Below are 24272 nucleotides of genomic sequence, written 5' to 3'. Positions count from 1 at the left end.
TGCCGATCGAAAACTACCCGTGACCGACCTCACGTGGTTGCAGCCTCAACGTTCCGGTCCCGCGGGGTCAGGTCGCAGCCGTACGACCAACCATGGCAACAACCAGAAGCAAACTGCGCCGAATGCCAGATCCCTCAGGTAGATCAGATGCATGTCCTGCTCCAACAGGACTGGCGCCGTGCCGATGGTCAGGAAGGCGAAAAGCCCGAAATTGCAGACCAGCGGCAGCATGTCCTTGATCTTGCACGCAATGGCCAGAATGATTGCAATCAGCGGGACGATCACCGCGATATCGCCGAAAAGCGCAGGAAACTCCGCAATCGACCAGGAGATCAGAAGCCCAACCGCACCGCCGACGAAGATCCCGGGCGCCTGATCCAATTTCATGCCGGTGGCGCTCCAGACGGTGACCGCAACAAAGGCGATCCAGGGATTTTTGAGACCAAACAACGACGTGACAAAAAAATAGCTTCCGGCCGCGACCAAAACACCAAGCGTGATCAGAACCGCTTTCCAGAATGGTAGATCCTGCACTTTCCCCGCTCCTGAATGCGTCGTCCGAACCTAGGCGCCGATCGGGCCGTCAACCATGTGCGTGGCGTCTGTCCCAGCCGAGCCGGCGCATTGCACTCCGCCATCGGGAAAGTGCTCCACGGCCCCCTTCTGATCGTAGTTTGGCAATTGAACCACCTCTCAAGAACCCGGTGCACAGCACTGGTTTACTTAAAACTGTCGCCCTGATTTGACCTCGCACGCGCTTTGATAATGGGTGGTGGCTTTGATTTGTCCAAATCGAAGTGAGCCAAAATGGCCCAGGACTTTTGCGACAAGGTTTTGTCCCTTAGCAATACTTGCAGTTGAGGAAAGGTCTCTCTTCCAAGGCATGAGTTTTTTGACCCTAGAACCCGGTCGGAACCCGTTGAACCAGAGGACGTCGATAGCAGTGACAATCGGCTTTCAAACGATGTGCGATCCGTTCGACCCCGTCCTTCAAATGCACACACAACCAGGACAACTCCTATGTTGAAGCGCTGGATCTCGAACGTAGCACTTGTGGTCTTTGCCATCGGTGTCGCCGCGATCGCGAATGCCGATCCTCTAACCGACCGCGGGATCGATCCCAAGACACTGGAACTTATGGTTTCCGAATTGTCAACGGATCTGCGCTATACCCGGTTTGCCGAAATCGAGATCCGTACCGCGGAAGAAACCCTTAGCGATCGCGTGTTGATTGAATTCGATCCCAGAACCCCGTCGGGGATCGATCTGGTCCTGAAGTTCGACAAGCCGACCCCGACGACCGCCTCGACCCGCCGGTTTCGCAGTGTCCTGGAAGCCAGGATGCGGCTTCAGCACGAAATCAGATCGCTGGATCTGTCATACGACCCTGAAAGCGTCCGGCTGGAATCCTCCAACGGGTCAACCGCCGTCTACACGTTTCGCTACAGCCCGTTTGCGCTGGCGCAAGACATCGCGTGGATCCGCTTCCTACAGGGGCGGATCTGGGTGGATGGCGACCGCGTAACCCGGATTGTTCTGACGCTAGATGAAGGCCGCACCTTCCTGCACGACGGCACCCGCGTGTCAGACTACACGCTGGATGTCCGTTTCTCTCGGGCGAAGAACGAAACAGATGTTATCCAGGATTCGGTCAACGTGATCGTGGCAAGAGATTTGTTCCTCGGCCTGGTGCCAAATGGCGGGCAGTTTGTCACGACGGTTCGGACAACTGCGATCAGCTATGTCGATGAGGACGGAAACGACGTAACACCCAAAAGTGCCGCAGCTCTGAGACGCGTGGACCTCGCCTCGTTCAACAATCCGGTGCGGGTGAACATTGACCGGACATTCCCGATCTTCGGCAGGCAGGCCAGGGCGGCCGGCTACGAGTTTCCCAAGCCGTTCGGCGTCAGCGTGATGTACAACGACATCACAACAAGGTTCACTTTCTCAAGCTTTGAAATCAATGGGATACGCGAGCCGATCGAGGCAATCTTCAACCCCAACGGGTCAGGCATCGACATCCACGCGAAATCACCCCAAGTCCGGATCGACTGGTTTCCGTTTCCATTCCTGAACCTAATGGGCCTTTTTGGCAAGCTGGAAGCCACCGGAAGCCTGAAGATCCGGACGACCGGTCTTGGTCAGCTGGTTGGGCTGCCTCCAATCATCGAAGAACAAATCGACATCAATTCCACTGTGGTCGGTGGCGGCGCAACGCTCGCGGGGGGCTGGCGCAACTACTTCGCCTCGGTCACCGGAACAGTGTTGACCACAACAACCGAAGAAGCCGGCACAAAAGCGACATCACACTTGATTGCGCCCCAGATCGGATACTATTTTCCGCGGCATCGCCTGCGCGTGATGATCGGTGCCGACTGGCTCAAGCTCGACAGCCAGATGGCCGGAACCATTCCCATTCCGGGTGGCCCCAACCTGAACTTCAACATCGGTATGGAGCATGAGGAATGGGCCGGTCGGTTTGGCATCTACAAGCAGATCGGAAACAACATGGAGTTTACCCTTACCGGCACCTATGGCGACACCAGAGAAGGTTTGACCGCGATGCTTGGTACCGTTTCTGAGGTAAGCGATCCCATAAAGCAAACCCGGTTCGGGCAAGTCCGAGGTTTTTCACCGACAGCGGACTGGCCCTTGCCAGAGCGTTGCCAGATGCCGCGCTTTCGGGCATTCAAGCACTTTCCCGGCTGTTTTGGCGCCAGACTGCCAGGCCGCCAGATCTTTTTTTCATCCCATCCTGTAGCCTTGTCACCTATTCTACCCGTTCAATGAAAGCTCCAGGCACAGCAATCATCGCAACGATACTGGCGGCATTGCCGCGTCCACAGCGCAGAAATCAGAGATACAAACCATGGCAAGTGAACAAAGGGCTGCGGTGAAGGTAGACATCGCGTTGCAGGGCGGCGGTTCCCACGGGGCCTTTACCTGGGGCGTGCTGAGCAGGCTTCTGGAAGAGGACTGGCTTGACATCCAGGGCGTCTCGGGGACCAGCGCCGGGGCGATGAATGCCGTCGCTTTGGTTCAAGGGCTCCTCGAGGGTGGAAACCCGCGCGCGCAGGAACTGCTTGAGAAATACTGGATGGACGTAAGCCGGGCTGCACGGCTCAGCCCGATCCGACGCGGTCCGCTGGACAGGTTTTTGGGTCGCTGGTCGCTGGACTATTCTCCGACCTATCTTGCTTCCGAGATTTTCGGGCGGTTGCTTTCGCCCTATCAACTGAACCCGGCCAACGTGAACCCGCTGCGGGACATCGTGGCAAAGTGCTTTGACTTCGACCTAGTCAACGGATCCGAGGACATCAAGCTTTTCTTGTGCGCAACGAATGTGCGGACCGGGCGCCCCAAGATTTTTCGGCAACCGGACATCAGCGTCGACACGGTCATGGCATCGGCCTGCCTTCCAAAACTGTTCAAGGCTGTGGAGATCGACGGCGAAGCCTATTGGGATGGCGGATACATGGGCAACCCGCCGCTTTTTCCCCTCATTGACGAAACCACGGCCCGCGACGTCATTCTTGTCCAAATCAATCCGTTCGAGCGGGACGAGATTCCTACGACGGCCGCCGAGATTGACAACCGACTCAACGAAATCACGTTCAACAGCAGCCTTGTCAAAGAGCTGCGGGCGCTCGGTTTCCTATGGGAGATCATCCACCATGAGAACCTCGACCGCGAGGCCTACAGGGATTCGCGACTTCACGTCATCGGCGCCGAACGCGATCTCTGTGGCCTTGGCGCATCCAGCAAGCTGAACGCCGAGGAGGCGTTTCTGCGCCACCTGTTCGACATTGGGCACAAGGCTGCGTCGGATTGGCTGGACGAGAATGCCGCCCATATCGGCGTACAATCGACATGGACGCCACAGCCGCTGTGGGAAGAAAGCCTTGAACCGGCGCACCTTGAACCGGGGACCAAACGAAAGCTGCCGTTGTGAGTTACGAATTGCTGGGCATCCTGCTGCCCCTGATCCTTCTGATGTACCTTGCCTTCAAAGGCATCACGTTGCTCATCCTGGCGCCTTTGATGGCCTTGCTTGCGGCGATCCTGACCGGTGGGTTACCGCCCATCGCGGCCTATACCCAGGTTTTCATGATGAACGCGGCCGACTTCATCTTTGCCTTCTTTCCCCTGTTCTTTCTGGGGGCCATCTTCGGCAAGCTCATGGACGACAGCGGGTCCGCAAACGCGATTGCGCGATGGATCGTCGCAAAGCTTGGCAAGGGCAACGCGATCCTGTCCGTGGTCATCTGCTGTGCGGTTCTGACGTATGGCGGGGTGTCGCTTTTCGTGGTGGCCTTTGCCATCTTTCCCATCGCCGCAGCGTTGTTTCGTGATGCGGACGTGCCCAAACGGTTGATTCCAGGCGCGATCGCCTTGGGGGCATTCACTTTCACCATGTCAGCGATGCCGGGCACGCCCGCCATCCAGAATGCCATTCCGATGCCGTACTTCGGCACCACTGCCTTTGCCGCGCCCGGGTTGGGCATCTTCGCCGCGATCATCATGTTCGGCCTGGGTATTGCCTGGCTCAATTTCCGCGAGCGGTCGGCGAGAACAAGCGCAGAAGGATACGGCGCCCACGAGGACGCCGTGCCCGAGCCTGACAGCATCATGCGGGCGCAAACGTCAAACGAAGGGTTTGATGTAAACGAGATTGACCCCGCCGATCCTGACCTGACCCCACCGGGGATCATCCTCGCCACGGCGCCCATCGTGATCGTGGTGGCGGTGAACCTGCTCTTCGTGTCCTTTCTGCTTCCCCATCTCGACACCGACTATCTGGCCAAGCCACTTTTTGGGGAAACCTCGGTCGAAGCCGTGGGTGGTGTCTGGGCAATCGTGGTTGCGCTGACCACATCCATCCTGTTCTTGATTGCGGTGGACTGGCGGCAATACCGGGACCTGCGCGAAACGCTCAACAAGGGGGCGGATGCGTCAGTGCTGCCGATCTTTAACACGGCCAGCCTGGTGGGTTTCGGTGGTGTGGTCGCCGCCCTGCCCGCTTTCGCCCTGGTAACCGAAGCCCTGATGTCTGCCAGCGGGGGAAACCCGCTGGTTTCGGTTGCGATGTCGGTCACGACCCTGTCGGCCATGACGGGGTCCGCCTCGGGCGGGATGAGCATAGCGCTGGACGCGCTCGGCGACACTTTCCGTACCATGGCGGACAGCTCGGGCACCTCGTTGGAGGCCATGCACCGTGTGACTTCGGTCTCTTCCGGCGCCTTGGACGCGCTGCCCCATAACGGGGCCGTCATCACGGTTCTCGCGATCGCGAAACTGACTCACAAGGACAGCTACTTCGATATCTTTGTGACTGCGGTCGTCATTCCGTTCCTCGCGCTGGTCGCCATCATTCTTCTTGCCGGCGCGTTCGGAGGGTTCTGACCTACAGCGGGAAGAACACTGGTGTGATCGCGACAGCAATCACACCCACAAGAACGGTCAGCGGCAAACCGATTTTCAGGAAGTCGGCAAACCTGTAGCCGCCCGGTGCCACGACCAGTGTGACCACCGGCGTCGACACCGGGGTGGAAAAGGCCGAAGACGCTGCCAGCAGGACACATATGACGAATGGATACGGCGACACTCCCATGGTCTCGGCGGCGGTCACGGAAATCGGTGCGACCAGAACTGAGGTCGCGGTATTGGACAGGACCAGCCCCTGGGCCGCTGTCAGGAAGAACAGCATTCCCATCATTGCCCTTGGCGAACCGTCCCCCACGAAAGAAATCAGCGCGTCTGCAACAAGGTCCGCGCCACCGGTGACCTGCAAGGCATCGGCAAGGGGCAGCATGCCTGCGATCAGAACGATGCTGCTCCAGTGGATCGCCCCGTAGGCACGTTCGGGCGAAATGGTGCGAAACAGAACTGCTGCGATGGCCGCCAGCAAGACGGCCACAACCACCGGCACCAGGCCAGAGACGCTGAGGACAACCATCATGACCAGAATGGCCAGGGAACTCAGGTATTTGTCCGGGACCAGCGGGACATATTCGCGCTCGGTTGGCAAGTGCAACAGCACGAAATCATGGTTCAATTCGGCGAAGGCGTCGATGTTACTCACCGGTCCGGCGATCAGGATCCGGTCACCGGCCTTGAGTTCGGTACGAAACGGGTCGTCCAGACGGTCTTCGCCCCGAAGCACACCAATGACATCGACACCGTGGATATCGCGAAATGCGTATTCCGAGACCGTGCGCCCAATGATCCGGGCCTCCGGATGGACAAGCATGTCGGCCAATGCCACGCCTGTGCCCCATTCCGTGGTCTCTTCCTCGATCACGCCGACAACGCGAAATGCGGATTGATCCGACAGTATGGCAAGCTCTGCCGGTTCCCCGACAACCAACAGGCGTCCCTCGTCATCAGTTCCATTTCTGGAACGAAGGCGTCCGCCTTGCGTTTCGGCGGTCGCTTGCGCGCCAGAACGCGCGCGTTTATCCCACTGAAGATCGAGCGGAGGTCGGATTGAGGTTTGTGAACCACCGAAACGAGGTAAAACTTGTCGAGTAGCGCGAAAGTCTCGAGCAGTTTCAGGGACGACGCCCGCCGTGACGCCGTGCCTTCGCTCGGTCGTTCAGCCTCGACCGCGGCGTCGTCTCCGGCCAGCATGGGCCGCGCAATCGTAAGGCTGTAAAGGATCGCGACCACTAGAACAAACAGCCCGATCGGGAAAAAGCTGAAGAAGCCGAGCGGCTCGTATCCACCCTCCTGCAAGGTATCACTGACGACGAGGTTGGGTGCCGTCGCGATCAAGGTCAGCATTCCACTGATCAAAGCTGCATATGACATCGGAAGCAGCAGGCGCGACTGATGGAGACCGGTTTTGGCGGCAATGCGCAGGATGATAGGGACGAAAATCGCCACGATGGCCGTAGAACTCATGACAGATCCCAGAATGCCGGCACCGACCATGAGGAAAACAAGCAATCGAGTCTCGCTGTTACCCCCGTAGCGCAGGATCAGGTTTCCGATGCTGTGCGCAATACCGGTGCGATCCAGCATTTCACCAATGATCAGAAGCGCGGCCACCATGATCACGACCGGGCTGCCAAATCCCGACATCGCCTGGCCAGACGCCAATATGCCGGAAAGGATAAGCGCGATCACGACGATCAGGGCGACCAGATCTTACCTGACCCGGTTGCTGGCCACCATCGCACCGGCAACCGCGATCAGAACGAAGACCAAGGTGGCTTCGGGATTCACGGTGCTTCGGCCCAACATTTTCTAAGGTTCACTGGCGTCATCCAGGTGGCTTTCTGTTCCAAACCGTTCCAGACTTGAAACGCATGTAGCCATAGTCGAACAAGGCCTGCATGTATTCCGGATCGAAGGGTTCATTCAAAGGCGCGTTGAAATCCGGGCCGATCCACGTGGCATTGTACCTGACGCCCTGGCGCTGCCCGATGGCGTAGGCCACGCCCAGATCGACCGCGCCTTGATACTTGATGAGAGTGGCGAGCGAGCGTTTCGAGATATCGGCGATACCGGGCTTTGTGATCTCGGCCTCGGGATCAATCTTGCCGTTTCTGATTGCATACAAAGTGGTCCCTTCGGTAAACCGGCTTGGAATGCGCCATCCGGGAACAAACATGGATTGCGAAACTACGCCACCATCGACATGAAGCTCGTCACGAATTCCAAACGGTGTTTCGACATCGATCAATACCGGAGGAAACACGCCGGGCATCGCTGCGGATGCCATCAACGCATCCTGAAATACCTTCCGCGCGTTCGGAGCGCCACTGGCAGCAATTCGACCAAGATCCCATAGCACCGGGCGTTGGGCGTCCAGGCTGACCGTCTGGATCACCAAGCGGCGACCCCGGCGGTGCTGCACGGCGATTTTTTCCAGGAATTCGTCGGTGACATAGTCTTCCAGCAACCGACGGAGAGGTCCCGAGCTTTTTACGGACGCCTTCGAAAAAATCTGGGTGATCGGGCGGCGCTCAAAGATCTGTTCCGGCGGCAGGCCGCCGTAAAGTCGTTTGAGTTCGTCATCGTAGTCAGACCCTAAAAAGGCGAATGGGGCGGCCAGGGCGCCCGTAGACACCCCGGTCACGTTCATGAAAACCGGGCGGGTTCCGGATTCGCTCCACGCCGTCAGGATACCCGCAGCATAGGCGCCGTTTTCTGCTCCGCCGGACAGTGTAAGGTCGGCATGCCGGTCCGGCAGTCCGGCCGCTCGCGCTTGCTGCTGCCGTTCGGTCAGAAGCTCGTTGATGTTGGGTGGCGTGTCGTCGGCCCAGAAGCGGGCATTTTTGATACCTGGAACCTGCGGGGCTTCAAGCTCTCTGATGCTGACAGGATCTCGAGATATAGTGGTTCCGCACGCGGACAGTATCAGGGAAACAAGAACGATGACAAGAATTCTCATCTATGCCTCCGGTGGAGTTTCCGGGTTTCGGGGTGCATTCTCATCTCTTCTTTGACGGCACCATCTCGGTGCTCGACGGCACGAGATCGGTGTGGGAGGTCTGCTCGGCATGGGACACCGGTTCGGAGGACCGGATGTGGAACCCGAGGTAGACGACGAAACTGGACATGACCGCGAAGTTCACCCAGTGCATTGCATTGTCGCCAAAAAAACCCGTGAAGACGCTTGTGATTATGGGCCCCGCGATCGATCCCAAGGTCCAGACAAACAGCATGGTCACCGCCGCGGCCGAAACATAGACCGGGACCGTTCTGTCCATCGCGTGTGCTGTCAGCAGAGAATACATGGTCAAAAGGCTGCCACCGAGAAGAACCATCAGGATCATCAGAACAAGGTAGCCCGGCGAAAGATAGTCGAACTCGATTTCAACGGGCTGCGCGTCGGCCAGGAGAGCCATGGCCAACAGCACCGCTGCGCATATGGATGACGTGATGAAGATCACCACACGCCGGTCCACTTTGTCAGACAGGCTGCCAAGCGGGTACTGGAACAGGACCCTCCCCAGGTAGATCGCGCCGATAATGTAGGCAATGTCGTGGACCTTGATGCCCAGTTGAGAGGCGCTGTAAGGCGCCACACTCAGGATCGTGGTGGACACCATTCCCATGGCGATCACCCCGAAGACAGCTGCAGGCGCGTCCTGTAACAGCCCTCTGACACGAACCTTGGCCTTGGATCCGGGGTCTGGCGGGTTCGTTCGGGTGGAGGCAATGACCACGGTCGAGAAGCAGTAGATCAAGGCCACGAGAACGAAGGCATCGTCGCTTTCTTCCGGGACGAGAATGACAACGGCCTGGCTGAGAACCGAAACAATGCCGACAACAATTGCGTAGATGGCCAGCACCCTGCCCCGCGAGGACTTCTCGGCCGTTTCGTTGATCCAGGCATCCCCGATGGAAAACAGGCCCGCCGTGGCGAGCCCCATCAGGAAACGCAGAAGAATGAGAAACGAAACACTGTCGACCTGCGAAAACAACAGGATAGCGGCGGTTGTTATCGCTGCGCCCGCCGCAAATGCGCGAATGTGCCCGATATCCGCGATCGACTTGGCGACGACAAAACACCCGACCAGAAAACCGGCCGAGTAGGCCGACGCGGCAAACGAAGCTGCTTCCTGCGACGCGCCGGACTGGGCAAAAGCAAGAGGCACAAGCGTGCCTGCGGCTGCCGTCGCCAGCTGAATGGACGCCATCGCGACAAAAACCGACCGCAGGGTCACAAGTTGTTTGTTCAGGGACATTTGCGCATCTTTTCTAGTCCTGTATTCGTCTACGGTAGCTTGCAGACTATGGCCATTCCGAAAGCCGATCAAATTTCGGGCCCGGACGCCTTTGCCCGATCCCGTTTCTGCATTTCTGCATTCGACAACCCAAAAAGCCTGATCGGCTCGCTTCGGCCTCGCAGCTTCTTCGGAGGAAACTCCACCCAGTCTGCGGCGTCCGCTCCTGCCGCAGACAAAACCGCATCTGACACGGCCACTTGCAGGTTTCGCTGCTTGGCAAAGGTCTCGATCCGTGAAGCCTCGTTCACGACGCTGCCAAAGACCCCGAACTCCAAGTAGTGCGCGTCGCCAATCGCGCCTGCGACAGCGGTTCCGGCATGAAGCGACATGACAACGTTGATCCTGGTTCGCCCGGCGCCTTCGCGTTCTTCCGACCATCGTGACACCGTGGCGGATATGCCTTCTGCGGCTTTCAACGCGTGTTGCGCTGCCCGCTCCATTGACTCGTTCAGGCCGAACACGATCATCGCGCCGTCGCCGATGAACTTGTCGATGACGCCGTCGTGCTCGGTAACTTCCCTCTCGATACGGGACCTGAATTCGGTCAGCAGTTCAGTAGTCGCATGGGCGCCGATGGCCTCGGATATCTCGGTGAACCCCCGGATGTCGACAAACATGACCACGATCCAGACTACCCTTCCCTGGCGCAGTTCGTCCAGTTTTCTGTCGCTGAGGTTTCCTGCAAGTTCAGGGGAGAGAAACCGCGTCGCGTTGCGCTCCCGCTCTTTTTGTTGGGCCACCTCATAGGCCAGCCTGCGGGCGCGCCACACGACAAGGATACAGATGATCCCGATCAGAACGACCAAAAGGAACCGGACCGCATTGCTCATGGGAGAGTGGTTCTTGGTGAGGTAGACGATGTCCGCGTCAGACAGACTGTCTTCCATTCCAACCAAAGTGACGAAGAACAGACCAGACACGAGGCAAAGCGTCAATGTCACCTGCAACACCGGTCGAATCCGGATCAACTGCGAGACCAGCACGACAAACAGGAAGAACGTCGCTGGCGCCGCGAAGGCCACGACCGATCCGGCAGAGTGAATCCGGGCGCCGAAATGCAGGTTGCACAGCACGATGCTTATGTCCGCGATACCGAACGCCCAAGACATCCAAAGCCTGTAGTAGCCGAGTTGCACGACCGAGATAGACGCAACACCGATCAGAAAATACGAAAACACGATCCACGCGGCCAGCAGCACATCGCCCGCTTCACCCTCGGAAAGGATGTTAGCCGAAACCGTCAGGACAACAATCGAAAGCCCAATGATCAGCGCGGCGGAAAGCCTGATCACTCCGATCAGCTTTTCCGCACTCGCGTCTGCACGCGCTATTGCCGCGTCAGCAAAAGAACTGGACTGCGCGGCGCCAAGTTCGATTTTATCGACCGGTTTCCAAGGCAGGGGCTCTACTCCAAAGGCCAAAACACAACAAAAAAGCTTGCGATCCCGAGGTCTAAGCCCCGCAGCACACCCAAGCCTTGAGGCCTCCCTGCCCCCAGTTTGGTGGCTCTTCCCCCAGGCCTTTGGACTGGTCTTGCAGTTCGGATCGCGTCGCCTCGGCGGACATGAGTATGTTTGGTACTATGTCCGGTCACAAGGTGCGCGAGACACTGAGCCATTTTGGCTCAGCGTCGCTTGTCAAGTATGGTCTGCGCGGGCAGATTGGGATGGAAAACGTTGGTCTAAACGGAAATGCGGCTTGCGGTTCCGCCGATGTCTTATCGAGGGATTGCGATGCATATCAAAAGCTTAAGCCTCTTCTCTGCACTGGTTTTCTTCGCACAGGGCTCAGTGCTTGAAGCACAGGAAAGCACCGGTTCGGCACGTCCGGCAAAGGTGTACACGGTTGTTGAAACCGACACGTTGTATCAACGTTCCTATCCCGCGATAGTGTACCCCTCTCAGGAGGTGGAGCTGTCCTTTCGGGTCAGCGGGCGGATCGTGGAATTGCCGATCAGGGCCTCCATGAGCATAGCGCAAGGTGACGTCGTCGCAAAGTTGGATACCCGCGATTTCGAGGCCGAGGTGCGGCGGCTGGAAAGCCAGATGGACCAGGCAAAGGCACAACTCATCGTGCTTCGCGTCGGTGCCCGACCCGAAGAGATCGCCGCCCTCGAAGCCGCCGTTGCAGCGGCACAAGCTCAGCTTGATCAGGCTCGGGATGATTTTGAAAGGACTCAGCGACTGGTCGAACGCGGCGTCGCGCCGGCCTCGCAGTTCGAACAGCGGTTGGCGGCCTATCGCGTGGCTCAGGCGGAACTCAGATCACAGCAGGAACAGTTGGCCATTGGCCGCAGCGGTGGACGCCCCGAAGAAATTCTTGCTGCCGAAGCCCAGTTGCGCGGGCTCGAAGCCCAGGTTCAAAGCGCTCGTGACAACCTGTCCGACACCACGTTGCGGGCACCGTTCAGCGGCACCATTTCCAGCCGGTTTGTCGAGAACTTCCGCAACGTTCAGGCAGGCGAGGCGATCGCCCTGCTTCAGAACCTTTCGACCGTGGAAGTCGGCTTCGATCTTCCGGGCGCGGACATCATTGCCATGTCGGGTCTCGACATAGAGAACGTCACCAGCGTCGTCATCTTCGAGTCGATGCCCGACGTCGAAGTCCCTGCAGAACTGGTCGAGTTCACAACTCAGGCAGACGCCGCGACCCAAACCTACCGGGGTCGATTGTCCGTCACGCCACCTGACGGGATGATCGTCCTACCGGGGATGGTCGCGCGGGTCATTTCGCGCGCCAACCGTCAGCAGACGCCTCAAATGACTGTCCCGCTCTCCGCCCTGGCTTCCAGCCCGGACGGATCCACGTTCGTGTGGCGCGTCGACACCAGCGACAACACGGTGTCACGCCAGCCTGTCGAGCTTGGCGACGTGTCGGAAGGCGGCGTCGTCATCAATACCGGGCTCGAGGCCGGGGCCGTGGTTGTGACCGCAGGACTGAGTGGTCTTCAGGAAGGCATGGCGATCCGCCCCATTTCGAAGATCGGCGACTAAGCCATGGATCTTGCCCGTTTCGCAGTCGAAAAGCGCGTTATCTCGGCGCTGTCTACAATCCTTATCCTGATCGCCGGTTACTTCGCGTACATGACCCTACCTCGGTTCGAGGACCCCGAGTTCATCATCCGGCAGGCGCAGATCATCACCCCGTATCCCGGTGCAACCGCCGAGGAAGTGGCGGAAGAGGTCACCGAAGTTGTCGAAAACGCATTGCAGGAACTGCAGGGCGTGAAAGAAGTGCGCTCGGTGTCGTCGCCGGGGGTCAGTACCGTTACGGTCGAATTCACGATCCCGACCACACCGGACTTCCCCACGCTCTACGAACGGTTCGCGCAGATGCGCGCAAAAATCTTGGACGTGCAGCCAGATCTGCCGCCCAACGCCCTTCCGACTCAGGTCTACGACGACTTCGGCGATGTGTTCGCGCTGTATTTCGCAATTGTCGGTGATGGCTACACCATTGCCGAACTGCGCGACTACGCAAAGGACCTTCAGCGGGAACTGGTCGCCGTCGAGGGCGTGTCCAAGGTCGTGCTGAGCGGGACACAGGATGAGGTCATCTATGTAGAATACTCACCGGCCCGGCTGGTCGAACTCGGGTTGACACCACAGCAGATCCAGCAGGTTCTGGAGGGGCAGAACCTAGTCATTCCCGGTGGCTCCATCGAGTCGGATTCCCGCAGGATCGAGATCCGCCCCACGGCGGCCGTGGAGTCGATCCAGTCGATCGAGGATCTTGTCATCACGGCGCCGGGTACAGGGGCGTCTTTCCGGCTTTCGGACATCGCCGTGGTGTCGCGCGGCTATGTTGATCCGCCCCGTCGACAGCTTTTTCGCGACGCTCAGCCTGCCATCGGAATCGGCATCTCGAACACGCTTGGCGGCAATGTCGTGAACATGGGCGACGCCGTGAAGGCACGTATTGCCGAGCTTGAATCCGCCCGTCCGGTCGGCATCGAAATTCTTCCGATCTCGGACCAGTCCGCTTCGGTCAAGGATTCCGTCGACGACTTCGTGATGAACGTGGTTCTGGCACTTGTCATCGTCGTCGGTACGCTGCTCGTCTTCATGGGGTTGCGGTCGGGGATCCTGATGGGGGGCATCCTGCTTGTTACCGTCGCAGGCACCTTGGCAGGCATGTACCTGTACGGCCTGGACATGCAGCGGATTTCCCTTGGCGCGCTGATCATTGCGCTTGGCATGCTGGTCGACAACGCAATTGTCGTCGTCGAAGGTACCCTGGTCCGCGTGCAGCGAGGCGAAGACACGAAAGATGCGGCGATTGCGGTGGTCAACCAGACGAAATGGCCGCTGCTTGGCGGAACCGTCGTGGGACTTCTGGCGTTTTCGCCCATCGGCTTTTCACCGGACAACACCGGTGAGTATGCAGGCAGCCTGTTCTGGACGATATCGATCTCGTTGTTGTTCTCATGGCTGGTCGCGATCTGGCTGACCCCGTATTTCTGCACGCTTCTGCTGAAGCCCAGCGAAACCGCGGCACCGAAGGAGAACGCCATCCTGCGCGGATACCGGACAGTTCTGGCCCTGGCGATCCGGGCCCGCTACATCACGGTCGTGCTGGTTGTCGCGCTGTTCGCCTCTGCCGTGGTCGGTATAGCCCTCGTACCGCCGGGTTTCTTCCCCAACAGCACCCGGGCGCAGTTCGTCGTGGACTACAACCTGCCTGAAGGGACGGACATCACCAGAACCAGCCAGGATCTGAAGGAAATCGACCAGCACATCCGCAGCCTGGATGGCGTGACCTCTACCAACCTGTCGGTCGGAGGCGGCCATCTACGGTTCATGCTGGTCTACACCAGCGAGGATGCGAATACGGCATACGGCCAGATTCTGGTCGACGTCGAAGACTACCGGCAGATCGACGACCTCCAGCCCCAGATACAGGCGTGGATCGATCATACCTATCCCGAGGCCTACTCGAAGGTCTGGAAGTTCGTGCTTGGACCCGGCGGAGGTTCAAAGATCGAAGCCCGGTTCACCGGAACCGATCCGGTCGTGCTGCGGTCGCTCGCTGAAGAAGCCAAAAAGGTCTTCTCCGAGCAGGGCGGCATCGCGATCAAGGACGACTGGCGCGAACAGGTGCAGGTCATCCGCCCGATCATCAACACGGAAAACGCCCGACGCCTTGGGCTGACCCAGGGCGAGATTTCCCGGGCGATCTATGCGCATCTGAACGGGGCCGATATCGGCATCTACAGGGAAGGCGATGACCTGCTGGCCATTGTCATGCGCCCGTTTGAAGACGCCCGCGATGATATCGGCGATTTGCGCAACATCCAGGTCTTCAGCCAGGTAGCCGGTGGCTACATCCCGATCTCTCAGGTCGTGACCCGTTTCGAGTTGGTCTTCGAATCCGGAAATCTGCGCCGCATCGACCGGCGGCTCTCTATCACCGCCCAGGCGGACAACGCCCCTGACGAACTGTCGGGCGATCTTTTCGCCAAGGTCCGGCCTCTGGTCGAGGACATCGAGATGCCAAGCGGATATTCCCTTGAGTGGCGCGGCGAGTACGGTGACTCGCAGGACGCCAACGATGGGTTGGCATCGACGATGCCGTTGGGGTTTGGCGCCATGATCATCGTCGTGGTCATACTGTTCAACGCCTTCCGCCAACCCCTGATCATCTGGCTGACCGTACCGCTGGCCCTGATCGGGGTGGTCTGGGGGCTGGCGCTTACAAGGACGCCGCTGGAGTTCATGGCCATATTGGGCGTGCTGTCGTTGACGGGTATGTTGATTAAGAATGCCATCGTTCTGATCGACGAGACCGACACCCAGATAGGAGACGGCAAACCCAGACTTCAGGCAGTCGTGGATTCCGCCGTTTCGCGTGTGCGCCCGGTGTCTCTTGGCGTACTGACGACGGTTCTGGGCGTCATGCCTCTGCTCTGGGATCCGTTTTTCGAGTCTCTGGCAGTCGTCATCATTTGTGGCCTGAGCTTTGCAACCATCCTGACGTTGATCGTCGTACCCACGCTTTACGCGATCTTCTTCCGGGTTCGCGATGACGAGATATCGCAGACCTCCTGACGGACGGAAGCCATCCCGCTGCCGTGGCGTAGGCGCAACCGAGCTGCTGCGCTTGCGATACGCGGTAATGCGTGCCTGGCGTGCGGCATATATTTCGGAAGAACATACGGCCCTCAAGTGGATGGGTACATCGAGGTTCATCACGTCGTGCCGGTCAGCCAGTTGGGTAGAGATTACGTGATCAATCCGAAAGAGGACCTCGTTCCGCTCTGTCCAAATAGCCATTCCGTCGCCCATCGAAGAAACCCGCCCTTCACTGTCGATGATATCAAACGCCTTTTTCTTGAGGCCGGAGAGTCCTCAGGCGGGAGCAAAGCATGATAGCATGCGAAGGTTCGGGTTCCGTTCCATCTCGCCAAATGCATCCGACATCGAAGTGTTTAGGTTGCGTTACCAAATAATGGCTTGATTTCAGTGCTTTGCAAAAAATTCACCAAATCGGCGCAGTCAATTGGTTCAGAGAATATCGGCCCTGAGAGACCGATCTCGGCCGCCTCACGCCGGGCAAAGTGAACAGCCCCATCCGCATAACCCTCTAAAACAACGGAAAAATCCGGCCGCAACCGGATGGGGAGAACGCTTTCTCGGGGGCAAGTGGCGGAACGGAAGGGATTCGAATTGTCGGGACGGCGGCGTTACCGCCGCCTCACGCGCGTTTGGTTCTGTTCACGCCGCGCGACGTTGATCGGGTGTTCCCGACCGAGGGCGCGATAGAAGCCGTTGCCCTTTGACCAGTTCAGGAACTGGCTGAAGCTGTCGACCTGGTCATCGTCCCGTCCGCGTGGGAAGGACTGAAGCTCGCGCTTGAAGGTTGCCAGCCAAGGGGAGTCGGCCGGCAGACACACCTTGCCCGCCTCCACCGGGGCACAGGCCGCGTTGAAGCGGATCTCCTTGTCCTTGTCGGGGGTCACCCGGTTGAAGCGCTTGTCATCCTGGAATAACTCCTGGAACAACGGCCGACCGGTCGCGGCATCCTCGATCAGAACCGTCTCGGGATCCCATTGCCCAACCAAGGTCAGCACCTTCGATTTCAGTTCGGGGTAGTCCAGTTGCCCGCGCCAGAGATCGAGCAGATGCCAGTGGGGCGGCAGGAACCCCCAGGTCGTGCCGACGGAATAGTCCGACCGCGGATCTGACGAGGTGCCGGTATCCCAACTCTGGACGACCAGGTGATAGTGGTGCCGCGGCAGGACCTCGTCAAAGGTGCCAAACCACTCCCAGCGCAGCGGAGATCCGTCTGGTGCGATCGGGTTCTGCTGGTACTGGCAGTTGAAGATCGCCGTGCCCATTTCACGGCGCATGCGATCGAGCGTCTCCCGGTCGAGCTTCGCCGGGAACAGCAGGTCCCCCGGCCTGCGCCGATGCACTTGCCCGCGCCCGATCGGTATGACCTCGTTCTCCTCCGCGATGGCCGGCAGGTTCAGGTGCCGGTAGGTGCCCTTGTCAAGGAGGTAGCCCGGTGGGTCCATCTCGTGCAGCCGCTGGGCGATCATCACCACCCTGCCCTCCGCTGGATTGTCGAAGCGAGACAGCAACGTGCCTTCGATGAACTCCTGCGCCCGGATCAGTTCCGCCTCGGAATTGGCGTCCCCGGCCTTCATCAGGTCGTCGATGATGATGTAGTCGGCGCCATGGCCGGTCACCGAACTGCCGATGGACACCGCCTTGCGACTGCCGCCCGCGGTGGTGCGGATTTCTTCCACGGTATTGCCCTTTTTCGCCAGCCGAGTCCCGGGGAACATCTCGCGGTACCAGCGCGACGACATGACCCGCCGGCAATCCTCGGAATGCTTGCGGGCGAGATCAAGGCCATAGCTGGCCACGATGATCTTGGCGCCCGGATGGTGTCCCAGCAGAAAGGCCACGTAGGAAACCGCCACGGTTACGGATTTCAGGCAGCGGGGCGGAATGTTGATCACCAGCCGCTTGTTCTCGCCACTGCGCACTTCGTCCAGAGCATGGCACATCGCGCGCACATGCCAAGCCGGCTCAAACGTACCATTGGGCCCGTGATGGAGGGTGTCGAACACCCTCCACACGAACGGGAAGAAGTTGTCCCGGCAGAGATTGATGGCGGCCTGCCGAACCGTGCGCGGTTCAGGTACCGTCATATTCATCCTCCTGGTCCTCGACATCCTCTTGACCCGCTTGCGGGGAGGAGAAGAAATCCCGGAGGATGTCATAGTCTACCGGCTCGGGCCTGCCCGAGAGACCAGCCTCAGTATCGTGAGCCTCGCTGTCGCCAAACAGGTCCGCATCAAGCTTCAGAAGGGCCAACAGCGCCTTCGAATCTCCCTTCAAGGCACTGGCCGCCAGCCGCTTGGCCATGGCTTCCGCCTTGGTGATCCGGATCTCGCGGTTGCCCTCGCGGACCGTGATTTTCGATTCAAGCTCCCGCTTGAGGCTGGCACTCAACCCCCTGGCACCTTTCGGCCGCCCTTTCGGATTGCCCGACTGGCCTTTCTTGAACCGCGTTTGTTTCGGCGGCTTGCCATATCCCACCTCGTAGTCCTTTTCGTCATCAGACATGGCGGACCTCCTTTTTCGCGACGGCATTTGCCTGAGCAGCCCGGCCGTCAAAGGTCTCGCCGGTGACCGCATGCACGACCTGTTCACCCGTCATCTCCTGCCAGCGACGGATGGCGACATCGACGTAAGCCGGGTCCAACTCGATCAGCCGCGCCCGGCGCCCGGTCTTCTCGGCCGCCAGCAGCGTGGCGCCGGAGCCGCCGAAGGCATCGAGCACTACGTCGCCACGATGGCTCACATCCATGATCGCGTCCGCCACCAGCGCCGTCGGCTTGACCGTGGGGTGATCGGCCAAATCGGCCTCGCGCCCCTTGCCGAAGCTGTTGACCCCGGCATAGTCCCAGACATTGGTGCGGTTGCGGCCATGCTTGCCCAGCTCCACGTTGTTGATGTGCCGCGCACCCGGCTTCTTGAAGATGCAAACCATCTCGTGCTTGGAGCGGTAGAGGCTGCCCATGCCGCCATTGGTCTTGTTCCAGACGCAGAGATTGATGAGGTCGAGACCGCCGGCCTTACCCATTGCGATCAGGTCCTCGATGTGGCGCCAGTCCATGCAGACCATGGCGATGCCGCCTGCAGGCAGATTGGCCACGACATGGGTCAGGAACGTCTGGAGAAAGCTGCGGAACTCCGTGTCGGTCATCTCGCCCGAGGCCATGGCGAACTCGCGGTGGCTGCCATCCTTGCCCAAGCGCACATGCCCCTGCACCGGCACATTGTAGGGCGGGTCGGTGAAGACCATGCGCGGCACATCACCATCCAGCACAGAGGCATAGCCGTCCGCTTCCAATGCATTGCCGCAGAGGATGCGGTGATCCCCGAGCAGCCAGATGTCGCCGGGCCGGGTGATGGCGACTTGTGCCGGGTTCGGCTCTTCAACGGTTTCCGGCTGACGCGCATCCGTGTCACCGGCACCGCTGATGAGGAGGTCGATCTCCGCCACCTCGAAGCCGGTGATGTCGAGACCGAACTCCAGCTCGCCATCCAGGCTCAGGTCCATCAGCTCGGCAAACTCGATCTGCAGCGCCGCCTGGTTCCAGTCGGACAGTTCCGCGAGCCTATTGTCGGCGATGCGCAGGGCGCGCACCTCGGCCGGGCTCAGGTGACCGGCCACCACGGTCGGTACCGTGGTGAGGCCAAGCGCCTTCGCTGCCTCGAACCGGCCATGACCGGCAATGATCACGCCGTCGCCGTCGACCAGGATCGGGGTGACGAAGCCGAACTGTCGTACCGAGGCTTTCAGCTTGTCGATGCTCTTTACCGTGTGAACGCGATTGTTCTTGGCGTAAGGCTTGAGGTCTGCAATCGGCGTCTGCACAACCTTTTCGGCCATCCAGACAGGGGCGGTCGATGCTGCGGCATCGCGGGGTTGGGATTGGGTACGCATGCGCGCCTCCATTCATCTGGGCTGTCGCAACAGCCGGGGATCGAATGGACCGCTTCGGGGAATTCGGAGAGAGCACGAACAGCAACTCCCCGGATCCAGCGATCCGGTTCATTGCCTCTTTCGATGCTCCCTTTGGGCGCTCGGGCCCGGTGAGTGCTTCTGGCAGGATTTGAAGGTCCTGCGTGAGGCACACCGAATATAACCACCCAACCAGAAAGAATCAAGTTTTTGTTTTTTTCCAGTGCGTTACGACACCTACGATTCTTCGTTAGCGCCAGCGGATTCAGGCTGGACTACCGGTGCGAACCACGCATCACTGGTCCCACGCCCGACATGTTCGGGCTCACCTCGGTACCGGGGCACGGCATCCCGCCCCTCTGAACACGAGGAGACCAGACATGCCCAAAACCAAACACACCAAGACCGATAGGGTACAAACCCTGCTTCGCCACCCCGCAGGTGCCAGCCTCGCGGACATCTGCAAGGCCACCGGCTGGCAGCAACACTCGGCCCGGGCCGCCCTCAGCATGTTGCGCAAGAAAGGCGCAACGATCGAACGCAGAGCATCGGATAAACCGGGCGCGCCGGCCACCTACCACCTCGTTGCCGAGGCGGAGGCGCAGGCATGACCTTCCCAGCGGAAATCGCCGAGCTGGAAGCGATGGATCGGAAGGGCTTGTTGTTGCTCTGGCAGCAGCTGTTCGACCGCCCTGCCCCGGCAATGCTGAGCCAGCCCTTCCTGCGCCGCTTCCTCGCCTTTGAACTGCAGGCCCGCCGTCATGGCGGGCTCTCCCGGAAGGTGACGGCTGCGCTGGACAAGGGGGCGGACCAAAAGCCACGGCCGACGCCCCCTGCCCTCAAACCCGGGGGACGCCTGCTGCGCGAATGGAACGGGGTGACCCATGTGGTCGATGTCACCGAGGACGGTTTTGCCTGGAACGGTCGCGCCTACCGCTCGCTTTCGGCCATCGCCCGCGAGATCACCGGGGCGCACTGGTCCGGCCCCCGTTTCTTCGGTCTCACTGGAAAGGGCGCCAGATGAGCCCGCGTCGCAAAGTCCGCTGCGCCATCTACACCCGCAAGTCCTCCGAGGACGGGCTGGACCAGGACTTCAACTCGCTGGATGCGCAACACGAGGCCTGCGCCGCCTATGTCGCTAGCCAGCGTCACGAGGGCTGGTCACTGCTGCCACAGCGATACGACGACGGCGGCCTCTCCGGCGGCACGCTCGAACGCCCTGCCCTGCAGCGGCTTCTGGAAGAGATCGATGCCGGGCGCATCGACATGGTGGTGGTCTACAAGATCGACCGGTTGACCCGCTCACTCACCGACTTCGCCAAGCTCGTCGAGCGGCTCGAACAGGCCAACTGCTCCTTCGTCTCGGTGACGCAGTCCTTCAACACCTCGTCATCCATGGGTCGACTGACCCTGAACGTGCTGCTGTCCTTTGCCCAGTTCGAACGCGAGGTGACGGCCGAGCGCATCCGCGACAAGATCGCCGCCTCCAAGAAGAAAGGCCTCTGGATGGGCGGCAACCTGCCCTTGGGTTTCGACCGCCACCCTGATCCCAAAGCCCGCACGCTGGTGGTGAACCAGGAAGAGGCCAGCACCGTCCGGCGCCTCTTTGATCTCTACGCGGAACTGCGCTGCCTGCGCCGGGTGGCGGAGCGGGCCGCTGCCGAGGGATTGCGCTCGAAACGGGTTGTCCGAGCTGATGGCACCGTTAGGGGCAATCGCCTGCTGTCGCGCGGCCAGATCTACTACCTGCTGCGCAACCCGGTCTATCGCGGCCAGATCCGCCACAAGGACAAGCTCTGGCCCGGCCAGCACCCGGCGATCGTCGACGAGGACCTGTGGGAACGGGTGCAGGAGAGGATGCGGCAAGCCTCACAACGGTCCCGCGCGCAACCCTCACCCGATACTCCATCCAGAGGGACGGCCCCCGGCGCCTGGCTGACCGGCAAGCTGCGAGATGACACCGGCGATTGGCTCACCCCGACCCACACCACCCGCAAGGGCCGACGGCTACGCTACTACGTCTCCAACAGGCTGATCTCCGGGGGCACGGATCCCACCGGTTGGCGATTGTCAGGACCAGCATTGGAGACGGCGGTTAGCAACATCGTGATCACACATCTGCAGGAGGCATCCGCATCGCACCGGATCCTCGCGCGGCCCGAGGCCGGGTCCGCATCTGTAATCAAGTCCGCGGTCGCAGAACTGGCCACCCGGCTCCGCGACACCGGCGGAACGATTTGCGCCGGCCTGCTTGCCTCTGGCACGCTCAAGCGCGGGCGGATCTGCCTCGACCTGGACGGCAAGGCCCTGGCAAGCGCGCTTGGCCATTCGCCAGACGATCTGAACCCGGACCTGCTCAGAATCGAAGCGCCTTTCGACCTGCGACGCCGCGGCGTCGAAGCCAAGATCATCGCCGGCGATGTGCAGCCTCACCCGGATCCGCATCTCCGCTCCATGCTGGTCCGCGCCCATGGCTGGGTCCGCAATCTGAAAAGTGGCGTCCAGCTGGTCAACATTGCGCGCGAGGAACAGGTGCCCGCCTCCTTCATCTGCACCCGCGCCCAACTCGCCTTCCTGTCGCCGAAGATCCAGGCCGCGATTCTCGACGGCAGCCAGCCGCCGGAGCTTACCCTCAAGCGCCTGGTCAGCGTCACCCACCCGCTGGATTGGGCGGAGCAGGAGCGCATCTTCGGCTTCTGAAACTCTCCAAAATTCCGGCTTCCCTGATACCCGGTGTGACGTCCCTGTTTCGGCGCAGAACTTCCCTGTTACCGTGAAAAAATTTCCCTGTTCCACAGTTTAGGGAATTTGGGGCGTAAATCATTGATATCACGCCATTATCACAAAGACAAAATCAGGAAATTCCGCCAAAAATGCCGAAATTCGCTGTAAACTCCCTGTTATCAGGGAAAATCCGCCCAAAGCGACCCCGCGAAAATACGGAACTGAGACTGGCGTTAGAACCGTGGCCTAGTTGTGCTTGCTAGATCGTCTCTGATAGAAAACGGGTATGGTAAACCGCTGATGTCGCGGCAGAAATCCGGGGCAGAAAGTATCAATAGAGTGAGACGGGAATGGGTGGCGGGGAGACAGGGATTCGAACCCTGGGGACGCTCTCACGCCCAACGGTTTTCAAGACCGCCGCATTCGACCACTCTGCCACCTCCCCAGCGCTGGCAGCGGTCTAGGACGAACATCGGTTGGTGGCAAGTCCAAAAGAGGGATTTCTTGCCGAAGCCGGACCCGCGGTCTTTCCTTGAAACAACCCGCAGGTTATGATTTGCGCAATGACTGCAGGAGGCCGGCAAAAGAACCGGTCGAACCGCGGTTGGGGCCAGCCACGCAAAGGCCCTACAGGCAAGGGATAACACAATATGAAGCGAGCGACAGAGACACGCTTTGGACCGCGGCCGTTGGCGGTGCTGGTTGTTGCAATGACTGCGCTGACGGGATGCGACGAAGCTTTGAACGCAGGCAAGTCTTCCTCGGAGGCAGCCAGTGACGATGGGCAGACCCAAAGCAACACCACGGAACTGTTCCCCGAAGTCGCCAGCGGCTCTCAGCGCGATGTTGAAGCGCCGGACGTCTTCGAAGTGACCGAGGCTGGGCTATGGGATGGGCGTCCTTCGTTGGGTGGCATCTGGGTGGCGCACCCCAGCGCGTCTCAGCCCGAGCGGGTCGCCATCAAAAACACAAGCAACAACAAGACCGTAACGGGCGCCTTGTTCCGCCGGGAACAAAACCTGCCTGGGCCGGCCCTTCAGGTGTCCTCGGCAGCGGCTGAAAAACTGGGAATGCTTGCCGGCGCTCCTGCCCGTCTGCAGGTGGTTGCACTCCGCCGCGAAACGATCGAGCCGGAGCCTGCGCCGGAACCCGAAGCAGCCCCGACCGAAGAAACTGCAAGCGCCGCCGAAGCAACCGCAGCCGAAGAAGCCACAGCGGCCGGACCCGACGAAAGTGCCGAAGAAAAGCCGGCCAAGCGGAAATGGTGGCAGAAAAAGACACCTGAAAACACCGGTGCCGTGGTCGCCGGTGCTGCCGCGGCCGGAGCGGCCGCAAGCGCCGCCGCCGAAGAAACTGCGCCCGCGATTGAGGAAGCGGCAGATGCGTCCGCGACCGCTGCATTGACGGATCCGGTCGTCGCACCGCCACCCGCCCAGAAAAAACGCAAGTGGTGGCAGAAGAAAGATCCCAATGAAATTACCGAGACGCCGCTGGACCCGATCGCAGGTACTGCCGCCGCCATAGACGCATCCGAGCCGACGCCGGCTGCGGCGGCCAGTGCCACGGCCGCATCGTCGAACCTGACCAAACCCTATGTTCAGATCGGAACGTTCGGAGTTGAAGCGAACGCAAAAGCCGCGGCCGAAAAGGTCCGCACGAACGGATTGGCGGCCGAAGTTCTGGAACTGGAGTCGGCGGGCAAGTCGGTCTGGCGTGTATTGGTCGGCCCTGCCACAACCCGCGCCGAACGCAAAGCGATCCTCGGAGATATGAAAGACCTGGGCTTTACCGATGCCTTTATCGTGAAGAACTGAACAGGAGGGT

Annotated in this window: 19 protein-coding genes and 1 tRNA gene; 10 read left to right on the top strand and 10 right to left on the bottom strand. The window is 60.1% G+C overall.

Going from position 1 to position 24272, the window contains the following annotated elements; translation table 11 throughout:
- Positions 1-45: 45 nt before the first annotated feature.
- On the bottom strand, positions 46-534 hold the full coding sequence (locus tag K3752_RS05215; protein ID WP_170368204.1) for a hypothetical protein: 489 nt from the start codon (positions 532-534) through the stop codon (positions 46-48).
- A gap of 519 nt (positions 535-1053) precedes the next feature.
- On the opposite strand from K3752_RS05215, the gene K3752_RS05210 reads away from it, so the two are divergent.
- The 3 genes from K3752_RS05210 (at position 1054) to K3752_RS05200 (ending at position 5406) form a co-directional block, all read left to right on the top strand.
- Entirely contained in the window at positions 1054-2793 is a 1740-nt protein-coding gene (locus K3752_RS05210; protein ID WP_170340469.1) for a hypothetical protein, read from the top strand.
- A gap of 79 nt (positions 2794-2872) precedes the next feature.
- Positions 2873-3955 carry a patatin-like phospholipase family protein gene (locus tag K3752_RS05205; RefSeq protein WP_170368202.1) on the top strand — a complete coding sequence of 361 codons (1083 nt, stop codon included), beginning with the start codon at positions 2873-2875 and terminating at the stop codon, positions 3953-3955.
- On the top strand, positions 3952-5406 hold the full coding sequence (locus tag K3752_RS05200; protein WP_260065358.1) for a GntP family permease: 1455 nt from the start codon (positions 3952-3954) through the stop codon (positions 5404-5406). The genes K3752_RS05205 and K3752_RS05200 overlap by 4 nt, the downstream gene beginning before the upstream one ends.
- A 1-nt stretch (position 5407) precedes the next feature.
- Here K3752_RS05200 and K3752_RS05195 read toward each other — a convergent pair whose 3' ends face one another.
- From K3752_RS05195 to K3752_RS05175, 5 genes are all read right to left on the bottom strand, one after another.
- Positions 5408-6370, bottom strand: coding sequence for an SLC13 family permease (locus K3752_RS05195; RefSeq protein WP_260065357.1), 963 nt, complete (start codon positions 6368-6370; stop codon positions 5408-5410).
- Positions 6301-7131 (bottom strand): SLC13 family permease, encoded by an 831-nt coding sequence (locus tag K3752_RS05190; RefSeq protein WP_222457523.1) that lies wholly within the window; start codon positions 7129-7131, stop codon positions 6301-6303. Before K3752_RS05190 ends, K3752_RS05195 begins: the two co-directional genes overlap by 70 nt.
- 136 nt (positions 7132-7267) lie before the next feature.
- Entirely contained in the window at positions 7268-8401 is a 1134-nt protein-coding gene (locus tag K3752_RS05185) for a patatin-like phospholipase family protein (protein WP_260065356.1), read from the bottom strand.
- Positions 8402-8441: 40 nt separating this feature from the next.
- On the bottom strand, positions 8442-9701 hold the full coding sequence (locus K3752_RS05180) for an MFS transporter (protein ID WP_170340461.1): 1260 nt from the start codon (positions 9699-9701) through the stop codon (positions 8442-8444).
- Between the two features lie 68 nt (positions 9702-9769).
- Positions 9770-11035 (bottom strand): adenylate/guanylate cyclase domain-containing protein, encoded by a 1266-nt coding sequence (locus tag K3752_RS05175; protein ID WP_222457521.1) that lies wholly within the window; start codon positions 11033-11035, stop codon positions 9770-9772.
- A gap of 399 nt (positions 11036-11434) precedes the next feature.
- Between K3752_RS05175 and K3752_RS05170 the strand changes: the two genes are divergently transcribed.
- The 3 genes from K3752_RS05170 to K3752_RS19545 all read left to right on the top strand — a co-directional run bounded on the left by K3752_RS05170 (position 11435) and on the right by K3752_RS19545 (position 16111).
- Complete coding sequence (locus tag K3752_RS05170; protein WP_260065355.1) at positions 11435-12736, top strand: efflux RND transporter periplasmic adaptor subunit; 1302 nt, start codon at positions 11435-11437, stop codon at positions 12734-12736.
- Between the two features lie 3 nt (positions 12737-12739).
- A complete protein-coding gene (locus K3752_RS05165; RefSeq protein ID WP_170340456.1) occupies positions 12740-15790 on the top strand; it encodes an efflux RND transporter permease subunit in 3051 nt (1016 codons plus the stop codon).
- A 117-nt stretch (positions 15791-15907) separates the two neighbouring features.
- Positions 15908-16111: a hypothetical protein gene (locus tag K3752_RS19545; RefSeq protein ID WP_409233612.1), complete on the top strand. Its 204-nt coding sequence runs from the start codon at positions 15908-15910 to the stop codon at positions 16109-16111.
- A 314-nt stretch (positions 16112-16425) separates the two neighbouring features.
- Here K3752_RS19545 and terL read toward each other — a convergent pair whose 3' ends face one another.
- Genes terL through K3752_RS05150 form a run of 3 tightly spaced genes read right to left on the bottom strand, consistent with a single transcriptional unit; the run spans position 16426 to position 19706 of the window.
- Entirely contained in the window at positions 16426-17901 is a 1476-nt protein-coding gene (terL, locus tag K3752_RS05160; RefSeq protein WP_260065354.1) for a phage terminase large subunit, read from the bottom strand.
- On the bottom strand, positions 17888-18319 hold the full coding sequence (locus K3752_RS05155) for a DUF5681 domain-containing protein (RefSeq protein ID WP_260065353.1): 432 nt from the start codon (positions 18317-18319) through the stop codon (positions 17888-17890). Before K3752_RS05155 ends, terL begins: the two co-directional genes overlap by 14 nt.
- Positions 18312-19706, bottom strand: coding sequence for a DNA methyltransferase (locus K3752_RS05150; RefSeq protein ID WP_254432850.1), 1395 nt, complete (start codon positions 19704-19706; stop codon positions 18312-18314). The genes K3752_RS05155 and K3752_RS05150 overlap by 8 nt, the downstream gene beginning before the upstream one ends.
- A 398-nt stretch (positions 19707-20104) precedes the next feature.
- On the opposite strand from K3752_RS05150, the gene K3752_RS05145 reads away from it, so the two are divergent.
- The 3 genes from K3752_RS05145 to K3752_RS05135 are packed head-to-tail and all read left to right on the top strand — an operon-like array spanning position 20105 to position 22424.
- Positions 20105-20335 (top strand): DUF3489 domain-containing protein, encoded by a 231-nt coding sequence (locus tag K3752_RS05145; RefSeq protein ID WP_170340450.1) that lies wholly within the window; start codon positions 20105-20107, stop codon positions 20333-20335.
- Positions 20332-20748 (top strand): DUF2924 domain-containing protein, encoded by a 417-nt coding sequence (locus tag K3752_RS05140; protein ID WP_170340449.1) that lies wholly within the window; start codon positions 20332-20334, stop codon positions 20746-20748. Before K3752_RS05145 ends, K3752_RS05140 begins: the two co-directional genes overlap by 4 nt.
- Complete coding sequence (locus tag K3752_RS05135) at positions 20745-22424, top strand: recombinase family protein (RefSeq protein WP_260065352.1); 1680 nt, start codon at positions 20745-20747, stop codon at positions 22422-22424. Before K3752_RS05140 ends, K3752_RS05135 begins: the two co-directional genes overlap by 4 nt.
- Before the next feature lie 379 nt (positions 22425-22803).
- Here K3752_RS05135 and K3752_RS05130 read toward each other — a convergent pair.
- A tRNA-Ser gene (locus K3752_RS05130) sits at positions 22804-22893 on the bottom strand.
- Between the two features lie 205 nt (positions 22894-23098).
- Here K3752_RS05130 and K3752_RS05125 point away from each other — a divergent pair.
- Positions 23099-24262 carry an SPOR domain-containing protein gene (locus K3752_RS05125; RefSeq protein ID WP_260065351.1) on the top strand — a complete coding sequence of 388 codons (1164 nt, stop codon included), beginning with the start codon at positions 23099-23101 and terminating at the stop codon, positions 24260-24262.
- The last annotated feature ends 10 nt before the right edge of the window (positions 24263-24272 follow it).

Source organism: Ruegeria sp. B32, from assembly GCF_025141855.1.
In the GTDB taxonomy this organism is placed as follows: domain Bacteria; phylum Pseudomonadota; class Alphaproteobacteria; order Rhodobacterales; family Rhodobacteraceae; genus Ruegeria; species Ruegeria arenilitoris.
This window is presented reverse-complemented; position numbering and strand designations above follow the sequence as displayed.

Bases quoted from the DNA above. Each gene is read 5' to 3' on its own strand.
- K3752_RS05185 (WP_260065356.1), bottom strand. From the start codon at position 8,401: ATGAGAATTCTTGTCATCGTTCTTGTTTCCCTGATACTGTCCGCGTGC.
- K3752_RS05140 (WP_170340449.1), top strand. From the start codon at position 20,332: ATGACCTTCCCAGCGGAAATCGCCGAGCTGGAAGCGATGGATCGGAAG.
- K3752_RS05155 (WP_260065353.1), bottom strand. From the start codon at position 18,319: ATGTCTGATGACGAAAAGGACTACGAGGTGGGATATGGCAAGCCGCCG.
- K3752_RS05150 (WP_254432850.1), bottom strand. From the start codon at position 19,706: ATGCGTACCCAATCCCAACCCCGCGATGCCGCAGCATCGACCGCCCCT.
- K3752_RS05145 (WP_170340450.1), top strand. From the start codon at position 20,105: ATGCCCAAAACCAAACACACCAAGACCGATAGGGTACAAACCCTGCTT.
- K3752_RS05170 (WP_260065355.1), top strand. From the start codon at position 11,435: ATGCGGCTTGCGGTTCCGCCGATGTCTTATCGAGGGATTGCGATGCAT.
- K3752_RS05165 (WP_170340456.1), top strand. From the start codon at position 12,740: ATGGATCTTGCCCGTTTCGCAGTCGAAAAGCGCGTTATCTCGGCGCTG.
- K3752_RS05125 (WP_260065351.1), top strand. From the start codon at position 23,099: ATGAAGCGAGCGACAGAGACACGCTTTGGACCGCGGCCGTTGGCGGTG.
- K3752_RS05180 (WP_170340461.1), bottom strand. From the start codon at position 9,701: ATGTCCCTGAACAAACAACTTGTGACCCTGCGGTCGGTTTTTGTCGCG.
- K3752_RS05205 (WP_170368202.1), top strand. From the start codon at position 2,873: ATGGCAAGTGAACAAAGGGCTGCGGTGAAGGTAGACATCGCGTTGCAG.
- terL (WP_260065354.1), bottom strand. From the start codon at position 17,901: ATGACGGTACCTGAACCGCGCACGGTTCGGCAGGCCGCCATCAATCTC.
- K3752_RS05135 (WP_260065352.1), top strand. From the start codon at position 20,745: ATGAGCCCGCGTCGCAAAGTCCGCTGCGCCATCTACACCCGCAAGTCC.